The sequence below is a fragment of the Bacillus benzoevorans genome (assembly GCF_014207535.1).
GTDB classification, from domain to species: Bacteria; Bacillota; Bacilli; order Bacillales; family Cytobacillaceae; genus Bacillus_BD; species Bacillus_BD benzoevorans.
In genome coordinates this window covers 23,887-47,839 of sequence record NZ_JACHGK010000024.1, presented here as the reverse complement: position 1 = coordinate 47,839, position 23,953 = coordinate 23,887, and the positions used below count along the sequence as shown (strand labels likewise).

The 23,953-nt window shown below is 44.0% G+C and carries 18 protein-coding genes; 11 read left to right on the top strand and 7 right to left on the bottom strand.

The genetic code is table 11. The features are described 5' to 3' along the window. Window positions 1-1,345: 1,345 nt before the first annotated feature. Together HNR53_RS20835 and HNR53_RS20830 are read right to left on the bottom strand one after the other, a co-directional pair. A complete protein-coding gene (locus tag HNR53_RS20835; protein ID WP_184529714.1) occupies window positions 1,346-1,876 on the bottom strand; it encodes a hypothetical protein in 531 nt (176 codons plus the stop codon). Window positions 1,877-1,985: 109 nt separating this feature from the next. After that, the gene (locus HNR53_RS20830; protein ID WP_184529713.1) at window positions 1,986-2,864 is read right to left on the bottom strand and encodes a LysR family transcriptional regulator; all 879 of its coding nucleotides are present in this window, start codon (window positions 2,862-2,864) and stop codon (window positions 1,986-1,988) included. Between the two features lie 138 nt (window positions 2,865-3,002). Between HNR53_RS20830 and HNR53_RS20825 the strand changes: the two genes are divergently transcribed. Both HNR53_RS20825 and HNR53_RS20820 read left to right on the top strand, forming a co-directional pair. Then, the gene (locus HNR53_RS20825; RefSeq protein WP_184529712.1) at window positions 3,003-3,956 is read left to right on the top strand and encodes a DMT family transporter; all 954 of its coding nucleotides are present in this window, start codon (window positions 3,003-3,005) and stop codon (window positions 3,954-3,956) included. A 389-nt stretch (window positions 3,957-4,345) separates the two neighbouring features. Then, window positions 4,346-5,050, top strand: coding sequence for a DUF542 domain-containing protein (locus HNR53_RS20820; RefSeq protein ID WP_184529711.1), 705 nt, complete (start codon window positions 4,346-4,348; stop codon window positions 5,048-5,050). A gap of 411 nt (window positions 5,051-5,461) precedes the next feature. Here the strand turns inward: HNR53_RS20820 and HNR53_RS20815 are convergent, their stop codons facing one another. Together HNR53_RS20815 and HNR53_RS20810 are read right to left on the bottom strand one after the other, a co-directional pair. Continuing rightward, window positions 5,462-8,026: an EAL domain-containing protein gene (locus tag HNR53_RS20815; protein ID WP_184529710.1), complete on the bottom strand. Its 2,565-nt coding sequence runs from the start codon at window positions 8,024-8,026 to the stop codon at window positions 5,462-5,464. 2,382 nt (window positions 8,027-10,408) lie between these two features. Continuing rightward, entirely contained in the window at window positions 10,409-11,650 is a 1,242-nt protein-coding gene (locus HNR53_RS20810; RefSeq protein ID WP_184529709.1) for a C40 family peptidase, read from the bottom strand. A gap of 232 nt (window positions 11,651-11,882) precedes the next feature. Here HNR53_RS20810 and HNR53_RS20805 point away from each other — a divergent pair, with 232 nt between their 5' ends. Beyond that, window positions 11,883-12,032, top strand: coding sequence for a YwzD family small protein (locus HNR53_RS20805; RefSeq protein WP_184529708.1), 150 nt, complete (start codon window positions 11,883-11,885; stop codon window positions 12,030-12,032). Window positions 12,033-12,872: 840 nt separating this feature from the next. Further along, complete coding sequence (gene galU / locus HNR53_RS20800; protein WP_184529727.1) at window positions 12,873-13,754, top strand: UTP--glucose-1-phosphate uridylyltransferase GalU; 882 nt, start codon at window positions 12,873-12,875, stop codon at window positions 13,752-13,754. 807 nt (window positions 13,755-14,561) lie between these two features. Here galU and HNR53_RS20795 read toward each other — a convergent pair. Then, on the bottom strand, window positions 14,562-15,434 hold the full coding sequence (locus HNR53_RS20795) for an SDR family oxidoreductase (RefSeq protein ID WP_184529707.1): 873 nt from the start codon (window positions 15,432-15,434) through the stop codon (window positions 14,562-14,564). A 526-nt stretch (window positions 15,435-15,960) separates the two neighbouring features. Here HNR53_RS20795 and HNR53_RS20790 point away from each other — a divergent pair. The 3 genes from HNR53_RS20790 to HNR53_RS20780 all read left to right on the top strand — a co-directional run bounded on the left by HNR53_RS20790 (window position 15,961) and on the right by HNR53_RS20780 (window position 18,706). Further along, entirely contained in the window at window positions 15,961-16,134 is a 174-nt protein-coding gene (locus tag HNR53_RS20790) for a YjcZ family sporulation protein (protein WP_184529725.1), read from the top strand. A 627-nt stretch (window positions 16,135-16,761) separates the two neighbouring features. Continuing rightward, entirely contained in the window at window positions 16,762-17,658 is an 897-nt protein-coding gene (locus HNR53_RS20785) for an RCC1 domain-containing protein (protein WP_184529706.1), read from the top strand. Window positions 17,659-17,965: 307 nt separating this feature from the next. Then, a complete protein-coding gene (locus HNR53_RS20780) occupies window positions 17,966-18,706 on the top strand; it encodes a hypothetical protein (RefSeq protein WP_184529705.1) in 741 nt (246 codons plus the stop codon). A gap of 211 nt (window positions 18,707-18,917) precedes the next feature. On the opposite strand, the gene HNR53_RS20775 is transcribed toward HNR53_RS20780, so the two are convergent. Next, on the bottom strand, window positions 18,918-19,343 hold the full coding sequence (locus tag HNR53_RS20775) for a hypothetical protein (protein WP_184529704.1): 426 nt from the start codon (window positions 19,341-19,343) through the stop codon (window positions 18,918-18,920). 104 nt (window positions 19,344-19,447) lie between these two features. Further along, window positions 19,448-19,747, bottom strand: coding sequence for a hypothetical protein (locus HNR53_RS20770; RefSeq protein WP_184529703.1), 300 nt, complete (start codon window positions 19,745-19,747; stop codon window positions 19,448-19,450). A gap of 354 nt (window positions 19,748-20,101) precedes the next feature. Here HNR53_RS20770 and HNR53_RS20765 point away from each other — a divergent pair, with 354 nt between their 5' ends. The 4 genes from HNR53_RS20765 to HNR53_RS20750 all read left to right on the top strand — a co-directional run bounded on the left by HNR53_RS20765 (window position 20,102) and on the right by HNR53_RS20750 (window position 23,583). After that, window positions 20,102-20,563, top strand: coding sequence for a sigma-70 family RNA polymerase sigma factor (locus HNR53_RS20765; protein ID WP_184529702.1), 462 nt, complete (start codon window positions 20,102-20,104; stop codon window positions 20,561-20,563). Window positions 20,564-20,781: 218 nt separating this feature from the next. Further along, window positions 20,782-21,333, top strand: a complete 552-nt coding sequence (locus tag HNR53_RS20760) for an HPP family protein (RefSeq protein ID WP_184529701.1) — start codon at window positions 20,782-20,784, stop codon at window positions 21,331-21,333. A 10-nt stretch (window positions 21,334-21,343) separates the two neighbouring features. Continuing rightward, window positions 21,344-21,547 carry a hypothetical protein gene (locus HNR53_RS20755; RefSeq protein WP_184529700.1) on the top strand — a complete coding sequence of 68 codons (204 nt, stop codon included), beginning with the start codon at window positions 21,344-21,346 and terminating at the stop codon, window positions 21,545-21,547. A 1,274-nt stretch (window positions 21,548-22,821) separates the two neighbouring features. Beyond that, window positions 22,822-23,583, top strand: coding sequence for a tyrosine-protein phosphatase (locus HNR53_RS20750; protein WP_184529698.1), 762 nt, complete (start codon window positions 22,822-22,824; stop codon window positions 23,581-23,583). The last annotated feature ends 370 nt before the right edge of the window (window positions 23,584-23,953 follow it).

The window sequence follows — 23,953 nt, the reverse complement described above, 5'->3', positions numbered from 1 at the left end:
TTGTGCAGGAGGACGGGGGTTTTTTTGAGGTTAAAGCAGAAAGCAGTCCGAATTCGAGGTTGATTCAGACGGGATGAAGCGGGAATCTAGAAAAACAGTCTAATAGAAGGGTTCAAAAAGACAGGTTAAAGTGGGAATCCAGAAAAGCAGTCTAATAGAAGGGTTCAAAAGGACAGGTTGCAGCAGGAATCCAGAAAAACAGTCTAATAGAAGGGTTCAAAAGGACAGGTTGAAGCGGGAATGCAGAAAAGCAGTCTAATAGAAGGTGTCAAAAGGACAGGTGGAAGCGGGAATCCAGAAAATCTGTCTAATAGAAGGGTTCAAAAGGACAGGTGGAAGCGGGAATCCAGAAAAACAGTCTAATAGAAGGGTTCAAAAGGACAGGTGGAAGCAGGAATCCAGAAAAAAAGTCTAATAGAAGGGTTCAAAAGGACAGGTGGAAGCGGGAATCCAGAAAAGCAGTCTAATAGAAGGGTTCAAAAGGACAGGTTGCAGCAGGAATCCAGAAAAACAGTCTAATAGAAGGGTTCAAAAGGACAGGTTGAAGCGAGAATCCGGAAAATCTGTCTAATAGAAGGCGTCAAAAGGACAGGTTGAGGCAGAAAGACAGAAAAGCAGTCTAATAGAAGGGTTCAAAAGGACAGGTTGAGCGAGGAATCCAGAAAAGCAGTCTAATAGAAGGGTTCAAAAGGACAGGTGGAAGCAGGAATCCAGAAAAGCAGTCTAATAGAAGGGTTCAAAAGGACAGGTGGAAGCAGGAATCCAGAAAAGCAGTCTAATAGAAGGGTCCAAAAGGACAGGTTGGGCGATGAATCCAGAAAAGCTGTCTAATAGAAGGGTTCAAAAGGACAGGTTGAAGCTGAAATCCAGAAAAGCAGTCTAATAGAAGGGTTCAAAAGGACAGGTGGAAGCGGGAATGCAGAAAAACAGTCTAATAGAAGGGTTCAAAAGGACAGGTTGCAGCAGGAATCCAGAAAAGCTGTCTAATAGAAGGGTTCAAAAGGACAGGTTGAAGCTGAAATCCAGAAAAGCAGTCTAATAGAAGGGTTCAAAAGGACAGGTGGAAGCGGGAATGCAGAAAAACAGTCTAATAGAAGGGTTCAAAAGGACAGGTTGCAGCAGGAATCCAGAAAAGCTGTCTAATAGAAGGGTTCAAAAGGACAGGTTGCAGCAGGAATCCAGAAAAACAGTCTAATAGAAGGGTTCAAAAGGACAGGTGGAAGCGGGAACCCAGAAAAGCAGTCTAATAGAAGAGGCGCGGGGACAGGTACATTGTCCCCGTGCCCCACCTTTGGAAATAATTAGGGAAACGCGAGAACCGCCCCCCTGTTTTGCCCCCCTGTTTTCAATAGACCATCATCCATTGATCGCTGCCGTCTAGTTTGCCATGATTTTTAAATCCGTAGCGTTCAAAGTAGTGCACGTTTTCTTCGGATTCTGTCCATAGACAGATAGGAGAGTTTAGTTGCTTTGCTAGATCAATTACCTTATTCATGATTTTGTATCCTTCGCCTTTTTGCATGGAGTGGATGTTGAGGATTTCTAAAATAAAATCATGCCCGGGGAAGAAGGACTTTACTTCTTCATGCGGTCGATTCAATCCAAGCACTATTGCTGCTTTTAAATTTTGCTTAAATAAGATCAACCCTCTGCCTTGAGGAAGGATGGCCAGATAAAAGTTGATTTCTGTTTGCTTCAGCACCCATTTTAAATATTGCTTTACTGTTTCATCGGCGTTTTTATTTTTCTCCATTGCCGATATTTCAGCTATTAGCGTTTCCCGAGACTGCGGATGCATTGCTTTCATGTTTTTGGTAAAAACCTCATTCTGCAAATCGGCTATATAATTAACCTGGTCCTTTTCAGTTCTGTTCATGGTTCATTCTCCTTCGTTGGAAATCTATTCATTTACTATATAGGATTCTGGGCAAAATGGAAACACAGGGGTTCTCGTGTTTCCCTAAATTTCCCTAAACCTTAAACTTCTAAAACCGCAGCGGTTCCACAGACAAGTGTTTATTGGCATCAATCGTTTCGATAAATTTTTCGATGGTTGACGTTAAGTAAGTATCGGCTCTTCTTATAAAAACCGTTTTAATCTGGCTGTACTGCTCTGGAAGTGAATGCAATCGGATGAGACCGTTTTGTTCCAAATGGGCGACGGTTGATTTCGGGACGAATGTCACGCCGAGCCCCTCTGCCACACTGCGCAAAATGGTTTCTAATGTACCGAACTCCATCACTTTCCTTGGGGTGATGTTTTGGTCATGATACCACGCCTCAAGACGTGCCCGATACCCGCAGCCTTTGCTAAAGCAGAGGAATGGTTCCTCTTTCAATTCATCCAGTGCGGCGGTCCGCCTATCGGAAATGAGAACAAGCTCCTCTTGAAATACCTCATGCGCGACAAGGTCGGGATGGAAGTCTGATTCGGTCACGAACGCTCCGTCCAGCTTATGATTTAATACATCTTCTTCTAATGTTTCCGTGACACCGGCAAATAAAGACAAGTCGACATTTTTATATTTTTTCACAAAGGCGGATAATATTTTTGGCAAATGAATGGCGGTTTCAATGGTGCCAATATCTAATTTTCCGGACGGTTCATTTTTGCAGCGAACGGCTTTATTCATTTCATCTGTTAACAGCAATATTTTTTTACTATAAGTCAAAAGCCTTTTTCCTTCAGGAGTCAAACTCATCCCGCGATGATGGCGGTTAAACAATGGCGTATTCAGCTCCGTTTCAAGCTTCTGAATTCTCGATGTAATATTCGATTGCACGTAATTAAACGCTTTGGCCGCTCCGGTAATGGTTCCTTTTTCCGCTACCATTTGAAAAATTTCCAAGTCCTTAAATTCCATGATTTCCACCCTCTATCATTCTCATATTCCCTATGGTATCAAAAATAATGATAGCAATCATTACTATTATTCATTTTACAAGATGGAAAAAATAGCAGATGATAAATTTGTCATTTTTGTGAAAGGGGACATGGGGAGTTGAGGAATCATCTATTTTTAGGGGCTATTTTATGTTTTATTGCTGCCGTTTCATGGGGGGCTATGTTTCCGGTCGCACACGCGGCTTTCAAACATATCGACCCATTTTATTTTACGATCATTCGTTATGGTTCTGTTACGGTCATTTTAGCCGTCATCCTTTTATGGAAAGAAGGGAAGCGGACCTTTCGCTTTGAGGGAAAAGGGCTTCGCTTATGGCTATACGGTACGATGGGGTTTACCGTCTATAATCTTTTAGTCTTCTGGGGAGAAGATTTATTAGGGGCATCCGGCGTGATGTCGGCAGCGATTATGGAGTCACTTATGCCGATGATTTCCATTATCATTGTCTGGATGTTTTTTAAAAAAAGACCGCATCTATTCACATTATTATGCGTGCTCTTGTCTTTTGCCGGTGCGGTATTAGTAATTACAAAAGGTGATATCACCACATTTCTTGGGGCGACGGAGCGGTTTTTCCCTTCTGTGCTCCTATTGGCAGGAGTGATTGGCTGGGTCGTTTACACGATGGGGGCAAGTTCGTTTCGCGGCTGGTCCGCCTTGCGTTATTCCACGTTAAGCTGTTTACTGGGAACAATCACCGCCTTATGTGTGACGGCAGGGGCAGCGCTGTTCGGGGCCGTATCCGCCCCATCGGGTGAAGACATCAGAGCAGTAAGCCCGCATTTATTGTTCATGATCCTCTTCCCAGGCGTCATTGCCCTGCTTGGCTGGAACATCGGTGTGAGCATCCTGTCCCCACTAAATGGACTGTTGTTCATTAACTTCGTTCCCGTTACCACCCTCGCCATTTCGATATCCCAAGGGAATCAAGTAACAATGTTTGACCTAATTGGGACAGTCTTTATCATCGTTTCCCTCGTCTCCAATAATATTTATGTCAGAGCGAAACAAGGGGACGGCTCTCGCGTTTCCCTAGATTATTCCAACTGATAGGTTTTGGAATTCCAGGTGCTTAGAGGGATCGTGAAGCTTGGCTCCACTCTGTGGGGATATGAATTTTAAGGGGCCTTGTTTGTTGGTGCCTATTTTGGTGCCTGGCACCGAAAATGGACATTTGTCCGTATAGGATAGACAACTCGCCTGTTCAATGCCAAGCCGCCATTATAATGAACCCCGTTTTCCTGTGTGATTGTGCAGGGGATGGGGTTTTTTTGATAAGGTCTTAGCTTGCGGTGCTAGGTACTGTAGAATGTATCTCCCGCGCGTATTTTTTAAAAAAAATTGATCCTAATCAAGGAGTTCCCCTTCGTGATGAACTAGAATAAAAGCATAGAAAGAAGGAAAACAAGAGTTAATCAAATCACGAGGGGGAGATTCTTATGAAACAAAATCAAATCATTGCGATTAACGGTCAAACGCATCTTGGAGAGCTTGTCACGTATTTCCCTGCCATTACTTCACGCTTAAACGAACTGCATATAGACTATTGCTGTCAGGGGGATCGGACGCTTGAAGCCGCTATAGAAGACGCGGGTCTTGCAGCAGATTTTATTACAGAGGTACAGAACAGGTACAGCGACTTTTTAGCCAGCCCCAATAAAGAAGTGCCCGTGACGGAGCTGTCAGATGCACAGTTGATCGACCTCATTCTTGAAATCCATCATCAACCGGAGCGTGTGCTGATGCGGGAATTAGAGCAATTAGTGAATAAGGTATTGCTGGCGCACTATCATCATGACAAAGAACTGGTACTATCGCTGCATCGAAACTTCAGCGAGTTAAAGATGGAGCTGGAGGAGCATTTCGCCAAGGAGGAAAAAGAACTTTTCCCAGCGATGAGAAAGCCAGACAAAACCGAAGCGGAAAGAGAGGAAGTCAAGTCCCTGCTTCTCGAATTGGAGGGTGAACACGATGGTGCCGGGGAGATTATTAAGCACCTCATCAAAGAAACGGATGATTTCACACCACCGGAGTATGCCTGCCCAACGATGAAAGCAGTTTATGCGAAACTCCATGCCTTGGCCGATGATATTTTCCTTCATATTGCGAAGGAGAATAGCGTATTATTCAAGCGTTACGAATAAGCGATGGAGCAGTTCTTGCATCTACCTGGATTTTCCCATTGGCTGGGTTTTTGGATTTCAGGTGCTTAGAGGGACCGTGAAGCTTGGCTTCACTCTGTGGGAGGATGAGTTTGCAGGGGATTGTTTATTGGTGCCTGGCACCGAAAATGGACATTTGTCCACATGTGGCGGACACCGCGCCAGTTAAGTTCCAAGCAACATCCAGAAATCAGAAAGAACCCCGTTTTCCTGTGATTTGTGCAGGGAGACGGGGTTTGTGCTGTTACAGCCCATGTCCAAAGATGGCCGGAGCTCAAGGTCATTATCAAGTTAAATTGAGCCTAGTAAACCTTGATAAATGAACAAAAATCCTTCCTCTATTAATGGGGTTTATTTCCTCTTACCCTATCGGTTGTCCCATGGAGTCCAACTTTATTTTCGATTCTTTTCTTTGAAAAAATGATACCGGTTGGTTGTGACGAAACGGCAATTGGGAATGAGCGGAGGCTTTGCCAGCTGGATGGCGAACTTGTTTAGCAGAGATGTGAGTGCAGCCCGGTCACTTTCACCAATGGAAAATTCGAATCCATATTGATAAATGCCAGGTTTTACTTCCTTCATCCACACAACCGCTCCGGACAATTTAATCGTGTGCCCTAAAATCTCAGTTTCAAATTCGAGAATGATATCGCGATGGATGGCTAACCGTAAATCGGATAAAAAACGTAACCCGCCTAAGCCAATGTTTTCAATTAAGACTTCGGTATTTTCAAGTTTGACATTCCTTCCATGAATGCGAGTCATGGTCATAGCTGCACTTAAAGGAAAATCCAGCTCAATTCGGAAGAACTTGCGGCGGTCTTCAACCAATACCGTTTCATCAGGATGATGATCCCCGGGAGGCTCTATTTTTCCCCGCTTTAAAAGGTCAGCAAACGCATCAGCCCGGACCGGTTTGGAAAATAAATACCCTTGAATAGTCCGGCATTTGTATTCCATTAAGATATCCAGCTGTTCCTGTGTTTCGACCCCTTCAGCGACGGTATCCACATGCAAATGCCGAGACAACTCAATAATCGTTTTTGTAATAAAATTAGAATCCTTGCTGTCGGCACAGGTTAAATCACTAATAAAGGAGCGATCAATTTTCAAGGTGTCGAACCATCCTTTAAAATGATTTAAGTAGGAAAGGGAGGAATAGCCTGTCCCAAAATCATCGATAGAAACGCGGACACCAATCCTTTTTAATTCAGCCAAAACGGACAAAACCACTGTTTCGTTTTCAAGCATGGTGGATTCCAGAATTTCTATTTCTAAAAATTCAGGATCGAGATTGGCATCTGCTAAGATGGTCCTAATATGACTAATTAAGTCCTTTTCTAAAAAGCGTTGGGCAGAGAGATTAATCGATACAGGAATCTTCTGCAAACCAACATCCTGCCATGCTTTATTTTGCAAACTGGCTTTATGGGTAATCCATTTATCGATGTCGGTAATAACCCCGGTTTCTTCCGCCAAAGGAATAAAGTCATCAGGGGAAATCATTCCCCATTCCGGGTGATTCCAGCGGATCAGCGCTTCAGCTCCAACAATCTGATACGTGTCGGCACATACCTTAGGCTGATAATACAATTCAAGCTGATTCTGTTCGATTGCTTGGCGGAGGTCTGCCTCCAAGGTGAAAATTCGATAGCTTTCTAAATCCATTGATGCAGAATGGATTGTATAGGTGTTCTTTCCCTTTTCTTTGGCTTTGTAAAGGGCCGAATCGGCATGCTTGCTTAAGGTTTCGGCGTCTTCGCCGTTGTCAGGAAAAATACTAATCCCTATACTTGTTGTGAGGATAAGATTGTACTTATCGATCAGATATGGTTCCCTTACCGCCTCATTAATCGTTTCTGCAAGGTCAGCAACTTGCTCTGCGTTTAAAATATGGGGCAGCAAAATAAAAAATTCATCGCCGCCCCAGCGAGCAAGTAAAGCCTCCTCTCCGAGATGGAGTTTTATCCTTTCAGCAGTTTGTTTGATTAATTTATCACCAATCGAGTGGCCCAAAGTATCGTTAATATATTTAAACCGGTCTAAATCTAAATACAGAACAGCAAATTTTTGCTTTGATGTTTTACTAACATTTATGACTTGTTCTAATTTTTTTTGAAAAAGCTTTCTATTTGGCAGAGCAGTTAAGGTATCATAATAGGCTAGATAGTGGGTTAACTCTTCTGCTCTTTTCCGCTCGCTAATATCACGAAGGACCCCAATAATAGTTAGCTGGTCATTTTGCAGGTATACCTTTTTAGAATGGGCTTCTACAAAAATGATGCTGCCATCCTTTCGGAGTAATCGAAAAGAATGATCTACGCCATCCTTACCATTCATCAACCTATCAAGCGCAGCTTTTTGAGCGGGCAGGTCTTCAGGGTGAATACAGTCCCAAAAGTTGACTTCTTCTGTATTCTCTAAGCCGAGGAGTTTATAGAATTGCCGATTCCCATAGCTTACTTGGCCGTTTTCTGTAAAAATGTAAACGCCGATGAACGCTCCTTCTACGATACTTCTAAACTTTAATTCTGAGTCCTGTAATGATTGTTCAATCAGTTGTCTTTTCGTAATATCCTTTGCGACTCCAAAAACACCGATCACTTTGCCTGCAACTTTTGCCGGGAGCATGGATAAGAAAATGATCCGCGGGTTCCCTGTTTTAGGTAAAAATAACGTATTAAAATGCTGGATTTCACCGGCCAGTGTTTTTGCAAAAGCCTTTCGATATTTTGGGATTTCACTTTGCGGAATAAATCGTTCCAATGAGTGTTGCACAATTTCCTCTTGCCGATAGCCAAGGGTTTTACAAAACCCTTCATTTGGCTTCGCAATGATTCCGTGCGTATCACTATAGTAAGCAAGATCCGGATTATATTCAAACAGAGAACGATAAAATAAATCAGGATCGACGTCTTCATGAATAATCACTGAATTTTTATTAGTTGGGTCAATCATTTTTAAACTCCTCGTAGTCAATTTTCCCCCAATAACTGGGTAAACCTGTCGCATAGCATATTCTTTTTTCCGCTAGAAAAATCCCCAAAAAAAATTAAGATCTCGAAAAGTGAAATGCCAATGCTAAAATAAACGTGCACTACACTGCCATACTTGTATCCCAATAAATGCGCAAGCGACTGACAAAAACTCACAGCACAGCGGAACCAATCATAAGAATCAGGACCAAATTAACTCTTGCTGTGAATTTTCTCCAATGTCATATCCATTCCGGCACCCTTTTAACAACGTGTCTTTCATATAATGATGGAGATTATTATAACATGATTTCTTTTAATAACGGGACTTATTTACTATTTAGAGGAGTGCAATTTATTACCATTTTGAATTTTCATTGACACAAACTTCGGGATTCTAGGTGCTTGTTTATTGGTGCCTGGCACCAAAAATGGACATTTGTCCGTGTGTGATGGACACCGCGCCTGTTAAGTATCAAGCCGCCATTCAGAAATCAGAAAGAGCCCCGTTTTCCTGTGATTTGTGCAGGGGGCGGGGTTTTTGTTATACCTTATGTTCAATCGACTTCCGTAATCTCCAAGTATAGGGGTAAAAATCATTTTTCAAGCCCTGATAAAGCCCGTGAAAAGAGAACCGCGGCACTCACGGTAACTATCAAGCCCCGATAGAGCCCGTGAACAGAGAACCGTGGCACTCACGGTAACTATGAAGTGCTGATAGAGCCCGTGAAAAGAGAACCGCGGCACTCACGGTAACTATCAAGCCCCGATAGAGCCCGTGAAAAGAGAACCGCGGCACTTACGGTAACTATTAAGCCCCGATAGAGCCCGTGAACAGAGAACCGAGGCACTCACGGTAACTATGAAGCCCGGATAGAGCCCGTGAACAAAGAACCGCGGCACTCACGGTAACTATCAAGCCCGGATAGAGCCCGTGAACAGAGAACCGCGGAGCTCACGGTAACTATCAAGCTCCGATAGAGCCCATGAACAAAGAACCGCGGCACTCACGGTAACTATCAAGCCCCGATAGAGCCCGTGAACAGAGAACCGCGGAACTCACGGTCACTATGAAGCCCCGATAGAGCCCGTGAACAAAGAACCGCGGAACTCACGGTCACTATGAAGTGCTGATAGAGCCCGTGAAAAGAGAACCGCGGCACTCACGGTAACTATCAAGCCCCGATAGAGCCCGTGAGCAAAGAACCGCGGCACTCACGGTAACTATCAAGCCCCGATAGAGCCCGTGAACAAAGAACCGCGGAGCTCACGGTAACTATGAAGCCCCGATAGAGCCCATGAACAAAGAACCGCGGCACTCACGGTAACTATCAAGCCCCGATAGAGCCCGTGAACAAAGAACCGCGGAGCTCACGGTCACTATGAAGCGCTGATAGAGCCCGTGAACAGAGAACCCTGGCACCCACGGTCACTATGAAGCCCCGATAGAGCCCGTGAACAAAGAACCGCGGCACTCACGGTAACTATCAAGCCCCGATAGAGCCCGTGAACAGAGAACCGCGGCACTCACGGTAACTATCAAGCCCCGATAGAGCCCGTGAAAAGAGAACCGCGGAGCTCACGGTAACTATCAAGCTCCGATAGAGCCCGTGAACAAAGAACCGCGGAGCTCACGGTCACTATGAAGCTCCGATAGAGCCCGTGAACAAAGAACCGCGGAGCTCACGGTAACTATGAAGCCCCGATAGAGCCCGTGAACAAAGAACCGCGGCACTCACGGTAACTATCAAGCCCCGATAGAGCCCGTGAAAAGAGAACCGCGGCACTCACGGTAACTATGAAGCGCTGATAGAGCCCGTGAAAAGAGAACCGCGGAGCTCACGGTAACTATCAAGCTCCGATAGAGCCCGTGAACAGAGAACCGCGGCACTCACGGTAACTATCAAGCCCCGATAGAGCCCGTGAAAAGAGAACCGCGGCACTCACGGTAACTATCAAGCCCCGATAGAGCCCGTGAGCAAAGAACCGCGGCACTCACGGTAACTATCAAGCCCCGATAGAGCCCGTGAACAAAGAGACCCGGCACTCACGGTAATTATCAAGCCCGGATAGAGCCCGTGAAAAAATAATCCCCGAATTCTCAGTCATTATCAAGCCTTGATACAGCCCATAACCAATGTTTTCCCAAAACGATCCCACCGCCATGATACATCCACAAAAAAAGAGCGCCGATTCAAATCCGGCACTCTTTCTCTATTAAGGAAGCGCTCCTACACCACTGTTACGGAAAAAGAGCGCTAATCCTCAATTCCCCTGAAAACTCATCCCACCACAGAGTGAAGCCAAGCTTCACGATCCTTCTAAGCACCTGAAATCCAAAAACTCCTGAAATCCGAAAACGCCCCTAGTAGAACCGTTTAAAACTATCAAAATGATCATTCCAATAGCTATTACCTAAACTAGAAATCATAACCCCGCTCGAACCGGCGTGAATAAACTCATTATTCCCGACATAAATCCCCAAATGGGAAATCCCCTCGCGATAAGTATTTTTAAAGAATACGAGATCGCCAACCTGCGGTGAATCCACATAATAGGTACGGTTGTAATAACCCTCAGATGACTGGCGGTTCATCGTCGAACCGGCCATTTTATGGACATAATAAATAAAACCGCTGCAATCAAAACCAGATGTCGTTTGCCCGCCATACAAATACGGAATCCCGATCAGCTTCTTCGCTTCAGCTATCACCGAATTCACTGAAACCTGTCCGGACATAGACGCACCTGTCCCACTAGTCCCTTTCGCAGTCGTCTGCGTCACGCCGCTGACCCCCGAACCGCTCGTCCCGGTATTACCGCTCACAGCCCCCGAACCGGAAGACCACTCACTCCCGCCGCCGCTGGCATCCGAAACAACTAATGTCTGTCCGGCAAAAATCAAATCAGACGACAAATTATTCAACGATTTTAACGCAGCTACGCTCACACCAATCTGCTGTGAAATTTTTCCTAGGGTATCGCCGCTTTTAATCACATATTTCGATCCGTCTGCATTATTTGATACAGAGGGCTTCCCTGTATTCAAGCCAGAATTCGGACTAACAGGAGCGGGCTTCACGGTGCCTCCAGTAGCCCCGGCTGGAACCGGCGCCGCCGTACCGCCGCTCACTGGTTTGCTGACATTGATCACCTGGCCGGGATAAATCAGATGACTCTCAATCGTATTCCACTGCTTCAACTCAGCAAGCGAAATCCCATGCTTGTTGGCAATTTTTAATAAAGTATCACCGCCAACCACACGATAGGTCTTTGCCGCAGTCCCGGCAGTATTGCTGGAATACCCGGTATTTGACACACCAGTCCCGGCAGACGGCGCAGCACCAGCTCCCGCACCTGGCGAAACCGTACTTTGCGGACTCCCGCCGATTGACCCGGAAACCTTCAGCTTTTGATTCACAAAAATCAGATCAGACGACAAACTGTTTAATCCTTTTAGACTACTAATAGACGTGTTGTACTTTTTTGCGATCTGTGATAACGTATCACCTGATCGAACTTGATAGTATGTATCGGCCAAAACAGTTGTCGAAAAACCTGTCGACAAAAGCGCTGCCGTGGCTGCCGTTACCGCCTTCTTTTTCATCAAATTGTCACTCCTATTTCTTCACGATATTTAAATCTAGTACAATATATACAAAATTGTGACTTTATCCTCATAGCATTATACTCATATTCTATCATAAATTATTGGAGTATAATATGACTATTAGAGGAATTTTGATTAATATTGTAATATTTCAGAAAATATTGTAGAATACGAGCATGTGCAACCAGACATATACGGCTTCACGATAATCAACAAAGGAGACGTTTCAATGGATTCCCAGAAGCACGACCAACAAGGATTATTCAAAGACCTGCTAGTGAAAGTGTACGAAAAGGGAGAAAAAGAAAAGAACCTATCAACTAGAGACGTAGTCCGCGACCTAGAGCATGAACTGCGGGAAATCTTAGCAAGCAAATAACGTGGAACAATCCCAGGTAGGATGGATGTACGTGACAGCCATCCCTTTTTTGAAAAAAAAGTGCCGGCACCACCTCAAGTTCTCGGCACAGCGGCGTACACACTACCCCGCCACTAAAGTCTCCAGCGGCCCCAAAACCCAATCCGCCACACCATACATAAACAACACACAAAAATAAAACAGCCGCCCACCACCCAGTCATAAACCTTTCCCGCCCCGCATATAATGAATCGTAAGCGTATTTTGGTAACCTTCCTCTGGAAGGCTTTTTTTGTTTCCGGGGACAGCAGAAGGCGGGATCCCACATTTATAGGGGAGCTGAAGGAAGGAAAGCTCAAAAAAGCCAGCAGCAATGTCCTCATCAAAGAAAGCTATGAAAGACAAAAAGCCGGGAAAGCCAGCCAAAAAGGTCCTTCATCAAGCCTATGAAGGACAAGGTGCCGGGAAAGCCAGCCAAAAAGGTCCTTCATCCAGCCGATGAAGGGCAAAAAGCCGCAAAGTCCAGCCAAAAAGGTCCTTCATCAAAGCTATGAAGGACAAAATGCCGCAAAAGCCAGCCAAAAAGGTCCTTCATCAACCATCACACCCATCTCGGCCAAGGAACTCAACCCGAATCCACAGTTCCCGCATGACATCCTGCCGCCCCGCACCCATCCAATTCCAAGTCCTACATAAGAATAGTTCTATTCTCAATGTCCCAGTCATAAGAATACCAATAGATTCATGCACGATTCCGCAGTATAAGACAACGCCGCAACAGACATTAGCATCTGTCCCGTTAAGTGATGGGATGAGCATTCAGATCTCAAGTATAAGAAGGTGACAAGGAGAGCGATCATGGTGAAGAAAGTCCGTAAAGCGATTATTCCGGCAGCGGGACTCGGCACCCGGTTCCTGCCGGCAACTAAGGCCATGCCGAAAGAAATGCTGCCAATCGTGGATAAACCAACAATCCAATACATCGTCGAAGAAGCGATCCAATCCGGCATCGAAGACATTATCATTGTAACCGGCAAAGGGAAACGGTCGATTGAAGACCATTTTGATCACGCGGTCGAGCTGGAACAGAACTTAATCAGCAAGGAAAAATACGACATGCTCGAAGAGGTCCGCAACATCGCCAATATGGTCGACATCCATTATATCCGCCAGAAAGAACCGAAAGGACTCGGCCACGCCGTCTGGTGCGCGCGGAACTTCATTGGCGACGAGCCGTTTGCCGTGTTATTGGGCGATGATATCGTGCAGGCGGAAACCCCTTGCCTCAGGCAATTGATTCAGGAATACAACCGAACGCTCTCATCGGTGATCGGAGTCAAGCGCGTGCCGGACAGCGAAACCCACCGCTACGGCATCATTGACCCGATAGAAAGCTATGACCACTGTTTTCAAGTACGCAATTTTGTGGAAAAACCAAGGCCCGGCACCGCCCCGTCCAATCTCGCGATCATCGGTCGCTACATCTTCACGCCAGAAATCTTTCTCTTCCTGGAAAAACAAGAAATCGGGGCTGGCGGCGAAATCCAGCTCACCGACGCGATCCAAAGACTCAACGAAATCCAGCGCGTCTTCGCCTACGAATTCGACGGCCAGCGCTACGATGTCGGCGAAAAACTCGGCTTCATCGAAACCACCATCGAATTCGCCCTGCAGCATGAAGACCTCCGCGAAGACCTGCTGCGCTTCATGGAAAGAAAACTAGAATCCGTTTTGGAAAAATGAAACAAGGGGACGGTTCTCGCGTTTCCCTAATTTTTCCCAATAAGGCCCGCCTCCCATATACATATCCAGCAGGGAGCGGGTCTTTTTTTGCGTCATCAATCCAGGCAATGAGCCAAAAAACGATATCTCCTTGAAAGTCGACGATAAAACACTCAAAGTCGATGATATATTTAAAAAGTTGACGATATATCAGCGAAAGTCGACGATAAATTCTCTCTTCATCGCTCACGGGTCACCACCTCCCCCCGAATTTTCGCCAACCGGTCGATATCCAGGTCAAAGTGGTCGATATATTGCTCAAAGTGGCTGATATAATCAGAAAACCGATCGATACCCGCCCGGAATCGGCGATACCCCGTTAAGAGGGAATGTAGCAAAACATTCATATAATTGCTTTTAAGTCACAGCAACGCACTGAACTTGCCGAAAGGACGATATTTGGCTAGAACAGACCTGAAGAGCATAAATTTAACTTGCTGGTAACTTGCAGTACAGATTATAAAAGGTAGAAACAGGGGAAGCGGTTCTCGTGTCCCCCTAATTTTTCCCAATAAGGCCCGCCTCCCATATACATATCCAGCAGGGAGCGGGTCTTTTTTTGCGTCATCAATCCAGGCAATGAGCCAAAAAACGATAAATGGTTGAAAGTCGACGATAAAACACTCAAAGTCGATGATATATTTAAAAAGTTGACGATATGTCAGCTAAAGTCAACGATAAACTCTCTCTTCATCGCTCACGGGTCACCACCTCCCCCTGAATCTTCGCCAACCGGTCGATATCCCCCGCCCGAAACCATGCCAGCACTTATCCGCCCACAACGACCCCGCCATTAACATGTATGGTCTGCCCGCTGACATAACTAGAATCATCCGAGGCCAGATAAACATAGGCAGGGGCCAGCTCATAAGGCTGTCCTGCTCGTCCCATTGGTGTATCCGAACCGAAAGTGGCGACTTGATCGGCTGTAAAAGTGGAGGGAATCAGCGGAGTCCAAATCGGCCCCGGTGCCACCGCATTGACCCGTATTCCTTGCGCGGCAAGGGATAATGCCAGCGAACGGGTAAAGGAAACGATCGCCCCCTTTGTTGCCGCATAGTCAATCAGCTGTTCATGGCCCTTGTAGGCGGTAATCGAAGCGGTATTGATGATGGAAGCTCCTTTTTTTAAAAAAGGCAAGGCCATTTTGCACATGTAGAAATAGGAAAAAATATTGGTCCGGAATGTTTTCTCCAGCTGTGCCGATGTGATATTCGACAGGCTCTTTTGCGGATGCTGCTCAGCGGCATTATTCACGAGAATATCCAGGCTCCCGAACTCTGCAATTACTTTGTGGATGATCTCTTTACAAAAATCTTCCTGGCCGATATCACCGGCAAACAATAGGCATTTGCTGCCTTCCGCCTCAATCAGCCCTTTGGTTTCCGCGGCATCATCATGTTCGTCTAAGTAGACAATGGCCACATCGGCTCCTTCTTTGGCAAAAAGAAGAGCAGCAGCCTTGCCGATCCCGCTGTCTCCACCGGTAATAATGGCCTTTTTGCCAGCCAATTTTCCGCCAGCCTTGTATTCAGGGCTTTGCGATACCGGACGGGGATTCATTTCTGTTTCGACTCCCGGCTGCTTGTTTTGATGCTGAGCGGGGAAAGTAGGCTTCTTCTGCTGTTGATTGCTGCTCATTGATAAATACCTCCAAGTGATCATTTCACCTGTTAGTGTTAGAAGGAAGGCTTAAAATTATGAGACTAAACAGGGGAAAAGTTCTTGTGTTTCCCCTGTTTTTCCCAGTCGATAGGTTTTGGGATTTCAGGTGCTTAGAGGGTCCGTGAAGCTTGGCTTCACTTTGAGGGGAGCGGAGTTTTAAGCGGAATTGGGGACTTGTGGTAGCTGGGACAAGTGTTTGGAATAGGGGGAGGTTCTGATGTTTCCCTGTTTCAAATAGTAAAAATCAAGACTTAGCTAATTCTTAATTCTTTCTGAATTATTGTAGTTTCTTGTCATTTCGCAATCCCCGACATTCACCCAATTTTTTATAGACGGGCTCCAAACCCGCTTCCGAGAGTAATATATATAGAAATCCTTACTCGAAAGGAAGTGTGGGAAAATTATGTATGCAAACGTTAATGCACCACTGACTATGGGGGTTAATGCACCTTTAAACGCACCCCTAAATGCGCCATTAAATGCACCTCTAAATGTTGCTCCAATGCCTGCCTATACAGCTCCTGCTTATGAAGGTGGATATGGATATGGATGTGCAGCTCCTGCCTATGGTTACGGCTGCTGTCCTTCTTATGGAAACGAATTTATCTTGATTGTCGTATTGTTTATTTTGCTCATCATTGTAGGTGCATGTGTTTGTGGCTTTAGCACATGCTAACTTCAATGCATTTTTCAATGCAGTACGTGGCAAAATAGCCCTCTCCAACAAATGATTATTGAACAATCAACATGAAGTAATCTCTTCAAATCACGATTTGAAGGGGTTTTTTTGATGTGAAACAAAGGGACGGTTCTCGCGTTTCCCTAAATTTCCCCAGTTCCTATCTTTAACGCTCAAAGCCCGCCACCCATGCAGATATCCTGCAGGGAGCGGGCTTTTTCTATGTAAAAAAACGATATCTGCTTGAAAGTCGACGATAAAACACTCAAAGTCGATGATATATTTAAAAAGTTGACGATATATCAGCTATCGCACTCGGGTTATGACACCACTCCGAATTTTTGCTAACCGGTCGATATCTAGTCCGAACTGGTTGATATATTGCTCAAAGTGGCTGATATAATCAATAAACCGGTCGATATCTGCCCGAAACCGGCGATACCCCGTTAAGAGGGAATGCAGCACAACATTCATTTCATCCATTTGTGTTTAAATCGGTTTCCTGTATTCAAGCTTGCTAGGATTCCCTTCTCCTGCAGCCATACATTTGACGAGCAATCGTCATCTTAAATATACTTGTCAGGAAACTGCGCGGCTGCTTACAGTCAAGGAGGTAAAACAAACATGGATGACATTTCACCGACAGAAGCGGTGTTAAAGACGAAACGGTGGCCGAAAGATTCCATAGCGGCGGGTCGTCGTCATACCGTTGGCCTTAAATCAGATGGTATGGTGACGGCTGTGGGTGATAATGAATATGGCCAATGTGATGTAAGCGGCTGGCGTGATATGGTGGCGGTCGCGGCGGGTAATGTTCATATGGCAGCGAACACGGGTAATGCTCATACAATCGGACTTAAATCGGATCGTACTGTGATGGCTGTAGGTTGGAATAAGCATGGCCAATGCGATGTAAGCGGCTGGCGCGATATGGTGGCGATTGCGGCAGGCTGGCGTCATACCGTTGGACTTAAATCGGATGGCGCGGTGGCAGCGGCGGGCAGAAATCATGAAGGTGAAGGCAATGTAAGCGGCTGGCATGATATGATGGCGATCGCGGCGGGTGACTGGCATACCATCGGACTTAAATGGGACGGAACGGTTACGGCAGTGGGGAATAATCGGTATCACCAATGCAATGTAAGCGGCTGGCGTGATATAGTGGCGGTCGCAGCGGGTTATCTTCATACAATCGGACTTAAATCGGATCGTACTGTGACGGCTGTGGGTTTGAATAAACATGGCCAATGCGATGTAAGCAGCTGGCGCGATATGGTGGCGATTGCAGTGGGGAGTAATCATACAATCGGACTTAAATCGGACGGCACGGTGGCGGCTGTGGGTGATAATAAATATAGCCAATGTAATGTAAGTGATTGGCGTGACATTGTGGCGATCGCGGCTGGTTGTACCCATACCGTTGGGCTTAAATCGGACGGCACGGTGGTTGCTGCGGGTGATAATGAATATGGCCAATGCGATGTCAGCGGCTGGCGCAGAATCCGACTGCTCGACAATTAGTTTTAATAACAACAAGCCGGAGAATCACTGAACGGATGAATGAGCATTGCTTCGAAAATAAGACTCTTCTATTAAAGGGAGCTACGGGATTAAAAAATCCCAATTTCTCATTTGCGGTAAGGAGAGATTGGGATTTTTAAAATAATACCGATCCTGGAAAGATATGGTATCAATAATCAGATCATCCTTCTCTCTTCCCCCCACCGCAAAATCAGTAGTTTCATCCAATATTCAGACTGTTCGAAAGTGTATTATAATAGATTCGGTCTATCTTTTTAAAAAATAAAACGAAAGGAGCGGCAGGAGAATGTTAAAGCAAGAAATATTGAATCGTTTATACGAATTGATTGGGCTCGAGGAACAAAGATTGACGAACAATCGGAAATTCGCTGAGGTATTCAACGAGAAAAGAAACCTGGAAGAAACGATCAGAAAAAGCGAAACGCAGCCAAAGCAAAAGTACGCTCGTGTGCTCCCTGTGTTGTCAGCCCTTTGTCTCTCTATCGTCATCGCAATCATCTTATTTGAGAACCTCTTTGTGCAATTCATCATGTGTCTTGTATTCGTCTATCCCTTGACCCTTCTTTTTGGCAAAGCTTATATGATGATCAAAAGGATAAAAGCGACGGACGAGAACATTTTTTTTCTGAAAAATAGTACCTACATAGAAGAATTGAAAAAGGATATTCAAAAATACGAGATTGAAGTAGAGAAATATGAGGCCAAAGAAAATGATTTTGTCGATAAAATCAAACAGAAGGCGGCCTTTTTGCCCTCTAGCTATCATAATCTTTCAAGCTTTCAAAGCTTGTACGACTATTTATATTACGGACAGGCCGATACGTTAGGCGAAGCTTTACACCTGCATGAAAAGCAGGTCCGCCATGAAGAAAGCATGAAAATTTATCAAGAAATCCGCTTCGAACAGCAACGAGCGAGTCAAAAATTAGACGCCATGCAAATCCAATTAGAAGAAAATCATCGAAAAACCACTGAACTAGGAAAAGAAGTAGAAAATTTGGGGAATACACTCAGAAGTTATCGCTAATAGTAGGTGAGTGGCTAGTTGGTTAGGTTTTGCCCTTCGAGGCTTTAAGGGCTTTTCCTAACCAACTAATAGCTAACCAACAAACCACTAGTTATTCAGGCACCCCAAGCCCAATAGCCCCGGAAACGGGGCTATTGTTGCCACGGTCTACTGTATTTACTTCTATATATGGACACCATGGGTGACAAGCACCCAAAACCAGATGTAAGAATCAAGATTTTGCTAATTTAATCATTGCTCCTATTACTTTCTTAATTCTTTCTGAATTAAATAATATCTCTATAAAATTAATGAATTCTTCCTCATCATTTAGTTTAACGCTTTTTTCTAATTTTAATTCTTTTCCTATCTCATCTTCTAATTTAAGGTAAATAGGATAAATCGCTATATCATGAATCAATGTCATTACTCGAAATTGGTAGTTGGGTAAAAATGTACTCTTAAGTAAAAATTGATAAAAGAAGTCTCCTTTAAGCCCATATAAATATGAATCGAATAGATTCTCCTCAATTTGCTCGAGCACGGCAAAAACCATTTCCTCAGTAATTGTAGGTAAAAATTTAGCTTGCTGTTCTAAAATCTCTTTCGGTGATTGGGCTTCTTGTTCATCAAATGAAGTTGGCCAAAGGTTTTTCATTCTTAATTCCTCCTAAGTTATAGAAAAGTAAAGGGGTAGGTGATCAGAAATTGAAGGCTTGTTATGTTAAAAAGAACAGTCAAAAAAAGAGAATATTTAATGTTTTACAATCCTATGTGGAATCTGTTGGGAGAAGGATGTGGTATCTCTAAAACAGTGTAATAAGAGGAATCGGTTAATAGTGAGCGTTTTCCTAGTTTCATTTTTGATAATACGTTTATTCTTGACGATACTTTAGGAGCTTCATACAAGATTACCCCAGCTTTTTTTAGGTTCGATAAAAGTTGTGTGATATTATCTGTATATTCAGCTAAAGAAATAATATCACATTCCTTATCTAAAATTATTTGCTCAAGTATCCCGTTAACTGGTTTTTCATTTGTATTCCAAAATAAATAATTCATATCTTCTATAACCTCTTTGATAGAATAATACAGTTCTAATGTTACAAGTACCTAAAAATAATTTTATCATTTATTATGTTACTGTACATCTGCTATTTATTTCTCCAATGGCTTTCTCCGCACCTTCGGCGCAATTCCTCTAAAAAATCCCCCCGCAACGCAATTGCTGCTCATTTCCCATTTTCCGTCCCCCAAACATCATTTTCCGATCGCAAAACGTCCTTTTCCGCACCGAAAACGCCATTTCCCGACCTCAAAACGCGTTTTTCAAAATTCGCCCCTATTCTCCATCCGCTATAAGCTAAAAGTACCCGGGAATACCGCGAACGGTGCACTGTTCAGAAGGACACGAAGATGGACTTTGAACAAATAGCAAACGAGTATGCAAACATGATTCACTCAATCATTCACAAAATGCATATTTACAAAAATCAGGATGAATTTTACCAAATTGGCCTGATTGCCCTCTGGGAAGCAAGCGAGAAATTCGACGAAGCGAAAGGGGAGTTCTCCCACTATGCCTATATGATGATCAGAGGCCGTATGCTGCAGCATCTGCAAAAGGAGAATAAATGGGAGGATGCTTGTATCCACCCGGACGAACTCTATTGGGACACGATCGAATGCGAAACAAGGCTGCTCGAAATGGAAGATTTATTGAGTCACTTTCACCATCTCACCGACCTGCAGAAAAAATGGGCCGTGCTCCACTTCTTCCATGGCCTGTCGAACCGCGATATCGCCGAAATGGAGAAAGTATCAATCCGGAAAGTACAAGCATGGAAAGAACTGGCGATGAAAAAAGTCATCGATTAGTTGCTTAGTCGTTAGTGGTTAGTTGGTTAGGTTTTGCCTCCCGCAAGGCTTAAGGGCTTCTCCTAACCAACTAATAACATACAAACTAGTTTTTCAGGCACCCAAACCGCCAAAGAAAAAATATTTAACAATTCTCAATTTTTCTGGTAGTATTCACTATATTCATAGTATATAATGTAAAAATAAAAATCCAAGTAAACAAAAGGGAATAATGGAAGATGAATATTTCAGAGAGAACAGAAAAAAATAAGCCGATTGAGGCCGTATCGATTTACTTCAACAAAATGAAAGGTGCATCGAGGATGAATACAGGCTTCGACTACATCGACTCGCTCATTTCAGCTGCCGGTGTGTTTATGGCCGTCGGCGTTATTTGCCTCCTGGCCTTTGCCTTTCAATATTCAGTGATCATGGGACCGTTAGGAGCAAGCTGCGTCCTTGTCTTCGTCGCCCATAAAGGTCCCCTCTCGCAGCCGCGGCAGATCATTGGCGGTCATATCCTTTCCACGATTGCCGGCCTTTCGATCTGGAGTATCTTTGGCAAAGACCTCTTTATCCTGACGATCACCTTAGTCGTCGTCCTGATCATCATGTCCTTTACGAAAACGATGCATCCGCCCGCAGCGGCCAGCGCCCTTGTCGCGGTCAACTTTGAGACTGGCTGGGGCGTCCTGATCCCGATTGTCATCGGCGTCTTTTTGATTGTCTTTATTTCGATGATTTATAACAATCTTTTCCCGAAAAGACAGTATCCGCAATATTGGCTGTGATGGGGGAAGGATGACCATTTATAAAAACCCGATCCCGCACGATCGGGTTTTTGCCATTCCTTCGTTTAAAAAAACAACTGGCTCCATGCCCCATCTTTCCATCAAGATAAAATTAAATCATAAGCACCAGTTGACATCTCCTAACCACGCAAACAATCAATCCCATCTAGAAAAATCGGGAAACGTCTCCCGAATGATAGGCAGCATTCCGTAACCACAGACCCCATTAAGCCTCTAATTAAAACAAACAAGGTACTTTTTATTTATGACACAAAGCATATGATCATCAGCTTCTGCCGCTGTTCATGGGTGAAACCTATTCCATAAGTTTACATTAAATTACAAAATTTTACACAAGAGCAAGCCGTTTCGCTAACAAAGTAAAAAAAATTTATAAATTTTTCATGAAATTTTGTCGAAAATCAAACATTTTCAAATCAAGACATGATATAATGCAATTGTTTTATTAAATATTTAGAATATTCTGCTACAAAAGTCCTAGTGGCAAACAGGTATTTATAACTAGATTTAGGAAAAATGGAATGGTCTTTACTAAGGGATGACGCCAATGATGAACATCTATTGTCATATTCCTCAAGGCATAAAGACGGAGCAAAGACCCTGGATGAATGATGTAAAATGGCAGATGCAATCGGGATCATAGGCAAAATATAGGGGAGCGGTACTGTAGATGACGATACAGAAAATGCCCAAATGCTTGTGAAGGGCAGTACAGTACATCGAGAAATCCCAAGCAGAATAAAGAAAAGAAAATGATAGGGTATTTTCAGCTAAGTGATGCCGGACAAACTATCATTTATCGTCAATGATAATTTTTTTCGCGCAGGATGTTCGCTATATGGAATCAACCAAGCTCTTTTAGAGAAAATATTGAGGTGATGTCTCCTTACCTTTATCAACGGAGGCACTCGGTTGCGCTGTGGGGTTGTTGAAGAAGGACCCTTAGATATGAATTGTCGCTGGTGTGATGTGAGGCCGGGTTTGATGCCCGATCTTACATATGCAATACGCCCGTTTACTTTAGTTTCTTAGCAAATGAATGGATAATATATTCAAATATTCAGAGATTCATAGATGGCTCATAAAGGGGATGGGGGAGTGCTTCTTTCTGAACTATCTATCGTTGATAATAAAACACGCATTCCTGTTAAGTATTTTAGTCGGCGTGTCCATCATCTGACAATTCAACGATTATTGTATTCCTAAAATATCATTTCAACGTAATAGATCCATTTTCTTGAGAACAAGACGGATAGATTAAGTAGTTATCTCTAGTTAACTTCCATTATCCTCCTAGTTAATAGGGAAATAATATTATGATATGATATAAATGGAATGCAAAACGTGATATAATATTTTTGTTTTATTAAAATAACTTTATCTATCATTATCGATAGATAATTCCTAAGGATGTTCATGACGATAAACAGAATGAAGAATAGGTTGATTGAAAGGGAGGTATAATGAATGATTGATATACATTGTCATATACTGCCGGGGATCGATGATGGGGCAAAGTCAATCGAGGACTCGATACAAATGGCAGAGGAAGCAGTCAGGCAGGGAATACGAACCATCATCGCAACTCCTCATTACAACTCACAATATGCGAACGAGAAGCCGGCGATCATTGCTGCCGCAGCCGAGCTGAATGAAACGCTTGCAAAAGAACAAATCCCACTTACAATACTTCCAGGACAGGAAACGCGAATATACGGTGAACTTCTTGAAGACTATGATGCAGGAAAACTATTACCGTTGGCAGAGACATCCTACTTCTTTATTGAACTCCCATCCGGACATGTGCCGCGGTATACGGAGAGAGTTCTTTTTGATATGCAGATGAAAGGGCTGATACCGATTATCGTTCATCCGGAGCGGAATCAGGAGATTATCCAAAATCCGGACATGCTCTATCGCTTTGTGAAAAATGGCGCCTTAACGCAAATTACCGCTGGCAGCTTAACCGGTCAGTTCGGCAAAAACATTAAGAAATTTACCGGGCAATTGATTGAAGCGAATTTAACGCATTTTATCGCCTCAGATGCTCATAATGTCACAACCCGGTCATTTAAAATGACAGAAGCTTTTGCCTCCGTCGAAAAAACGTACGGTATGGATACCGTCTTTTATTTGAAAGAAAATGCCGAGATGCTCGCAAGCGGGAAAAAGGTTTATAAAGAGATTCCGAACCGCGTGCAAAAGAAAAAGTTTCTTGGGATCTTTTAAATAAAACGCTTCCTTTTCTCGGTTTTATATCGGTTGCTGCTTAAGAAAAATGAAGTCAAATTAAATAAAATAGTTATTTGGTACTAATTGACTAGGTATTTAGACTCAATAAATGTTACTATATAGTTGATTGGGTCTTGCGCCTCTTCGAGGCTGAAAAGCTATTTGAAACCAACGCCTCTCTCGAGGCTTAAGGGATTTTCCTAACCAAACAATAGCTAACCGACAAACCAACTAAAACAAGGTGATGTCTCCTTACCTTTATCAACGGGGACACTCGGTTACGCTGTGGGATTCATCATTAATGGGGCCTTAGACACTAGTTGTCGGGAGCGCGATGTGAGGACGGGTTAGATGCCCGATATTGATT

What these genes read in the sequence shown, in the direction of transcription:
- HNR53_RS20820 (WP_184529711.1), top strand. Translation starts at nt 4,346, where the DNA reads ATGAAACAAAATCAAATCATTGCGATTAACGGTCAAACGCATCTTGGA.
- HNR53_RS20795 (WP_184529707.1), bottom strand. Translation starts at nt 15,434, where the DNA reads ATGAGCAGCAATCAACAGCAGAAGAAGCCTACTTTCCCCGCTCAGCAT.
- HNR53_RS20790 (WP_184529725.1), top strand. Translation starts at nt 15,961, where the DNA reads ATGCCTGCCTATACAGCTCCTGCTTATGAAGGTGGATATGGATATGGA.
- HNR53_RS20765 (WP_184529702.1), top strand. Translation starts at nt 20,102, where the DNA reads ATGGACTTTGAACAAATAGCAAACGAGTATGCAAACATGATTCACTCA.
- HNR53_RS20750 (WP_184529698.1), top strand. Translation starts at nt 22,822, where the DNA reads ATGATTGATATACATTGTCATATACTGCCGGGGATCGATGATGGGGCA.
- HNR53_RS20755 (WP_184529700.1), top strand. Translation starts at nt 21,344, where the DNA reads ATGACCATTTATAAAAACCCGATCCCGCACGATCGGGTTTTTGCCATT.
- HNR53_RS20805 (WP_184529708.1), top strand. Translation starts at nt 11,883, where the DNA reads ATGGATTCCCAGAAGCACGACCAACAAGGATTATTCAAAGACCTGCTA.
- HNR53_RS20780 (WP_184529705.1), top strand. Translation starts at nt 17,966, where the DNA reads ATGTTAAAGCAAGAAATATTGAATCGTTTATACGAATTGATTGGGCTC.
- HNR53_RS20775 (WP_184529704.1), bottom strand. Translation starts at nt 19,343, where the DNA reads ATGAAAAACCTTTGGCCAACTTCATTTGATGAACAAGAAGCCCAATCA.
- HNR53_RS20760 (WP_184529701.1), top strand. Translation starts at nt 20,782, where the DNA reads ATGAATATTTCAGAGAGAACAGAAAAAAATAAGCCGATTGAGGCCGTA.
- HNR53_RS20810 (WP_184529709.1), bottom strand. Translation starts at nt 11,650, where the DNA reads ATGAAAAAGAAGGCGGTAACGGCAGCCACGGCAGCGCTTTTGTCGACA.
- HNR53_RS20815 (WP_184529710.1), bottom strand. Translation starts at nt 8,026, where the DNA reads ATGATTGACCCAACTAATAAAAATTCAGTGATTATTCATGAAGACGTC.
- HNR53_RS20835 (WP_184529714.1), bottom strand. Translation starts at nt 1,876, where the DNA reads ATGAACAGAACTGAAAAGGACCAGGTTAATTATATAGCCGATTTGCAG.
- HNR53_RS20785 (WP_184529706.1), top strand. Translation starts at nt 16,762, where the DNA reads ATGGATGACATTTCACCGACAGAAGCGGTGTTAAAGACGAAACGGTGG.
- HNR53_RS20830 (WP_184529713.1), bottom strand. Translation starts at nt 2,864, where the DNA reads ATGGAATTTAAGGACTTGGAAATTTTTCAAATGGTAGCGGAAAAAGGA.
- HNR53_RS20770 (WP_184529703.1), bottom strand. Translation starts at nt 19,747, where the DNA reads ATGAATTATTTATTTTGGAATACAAATGAAAAACCAGTTAACGGGATA.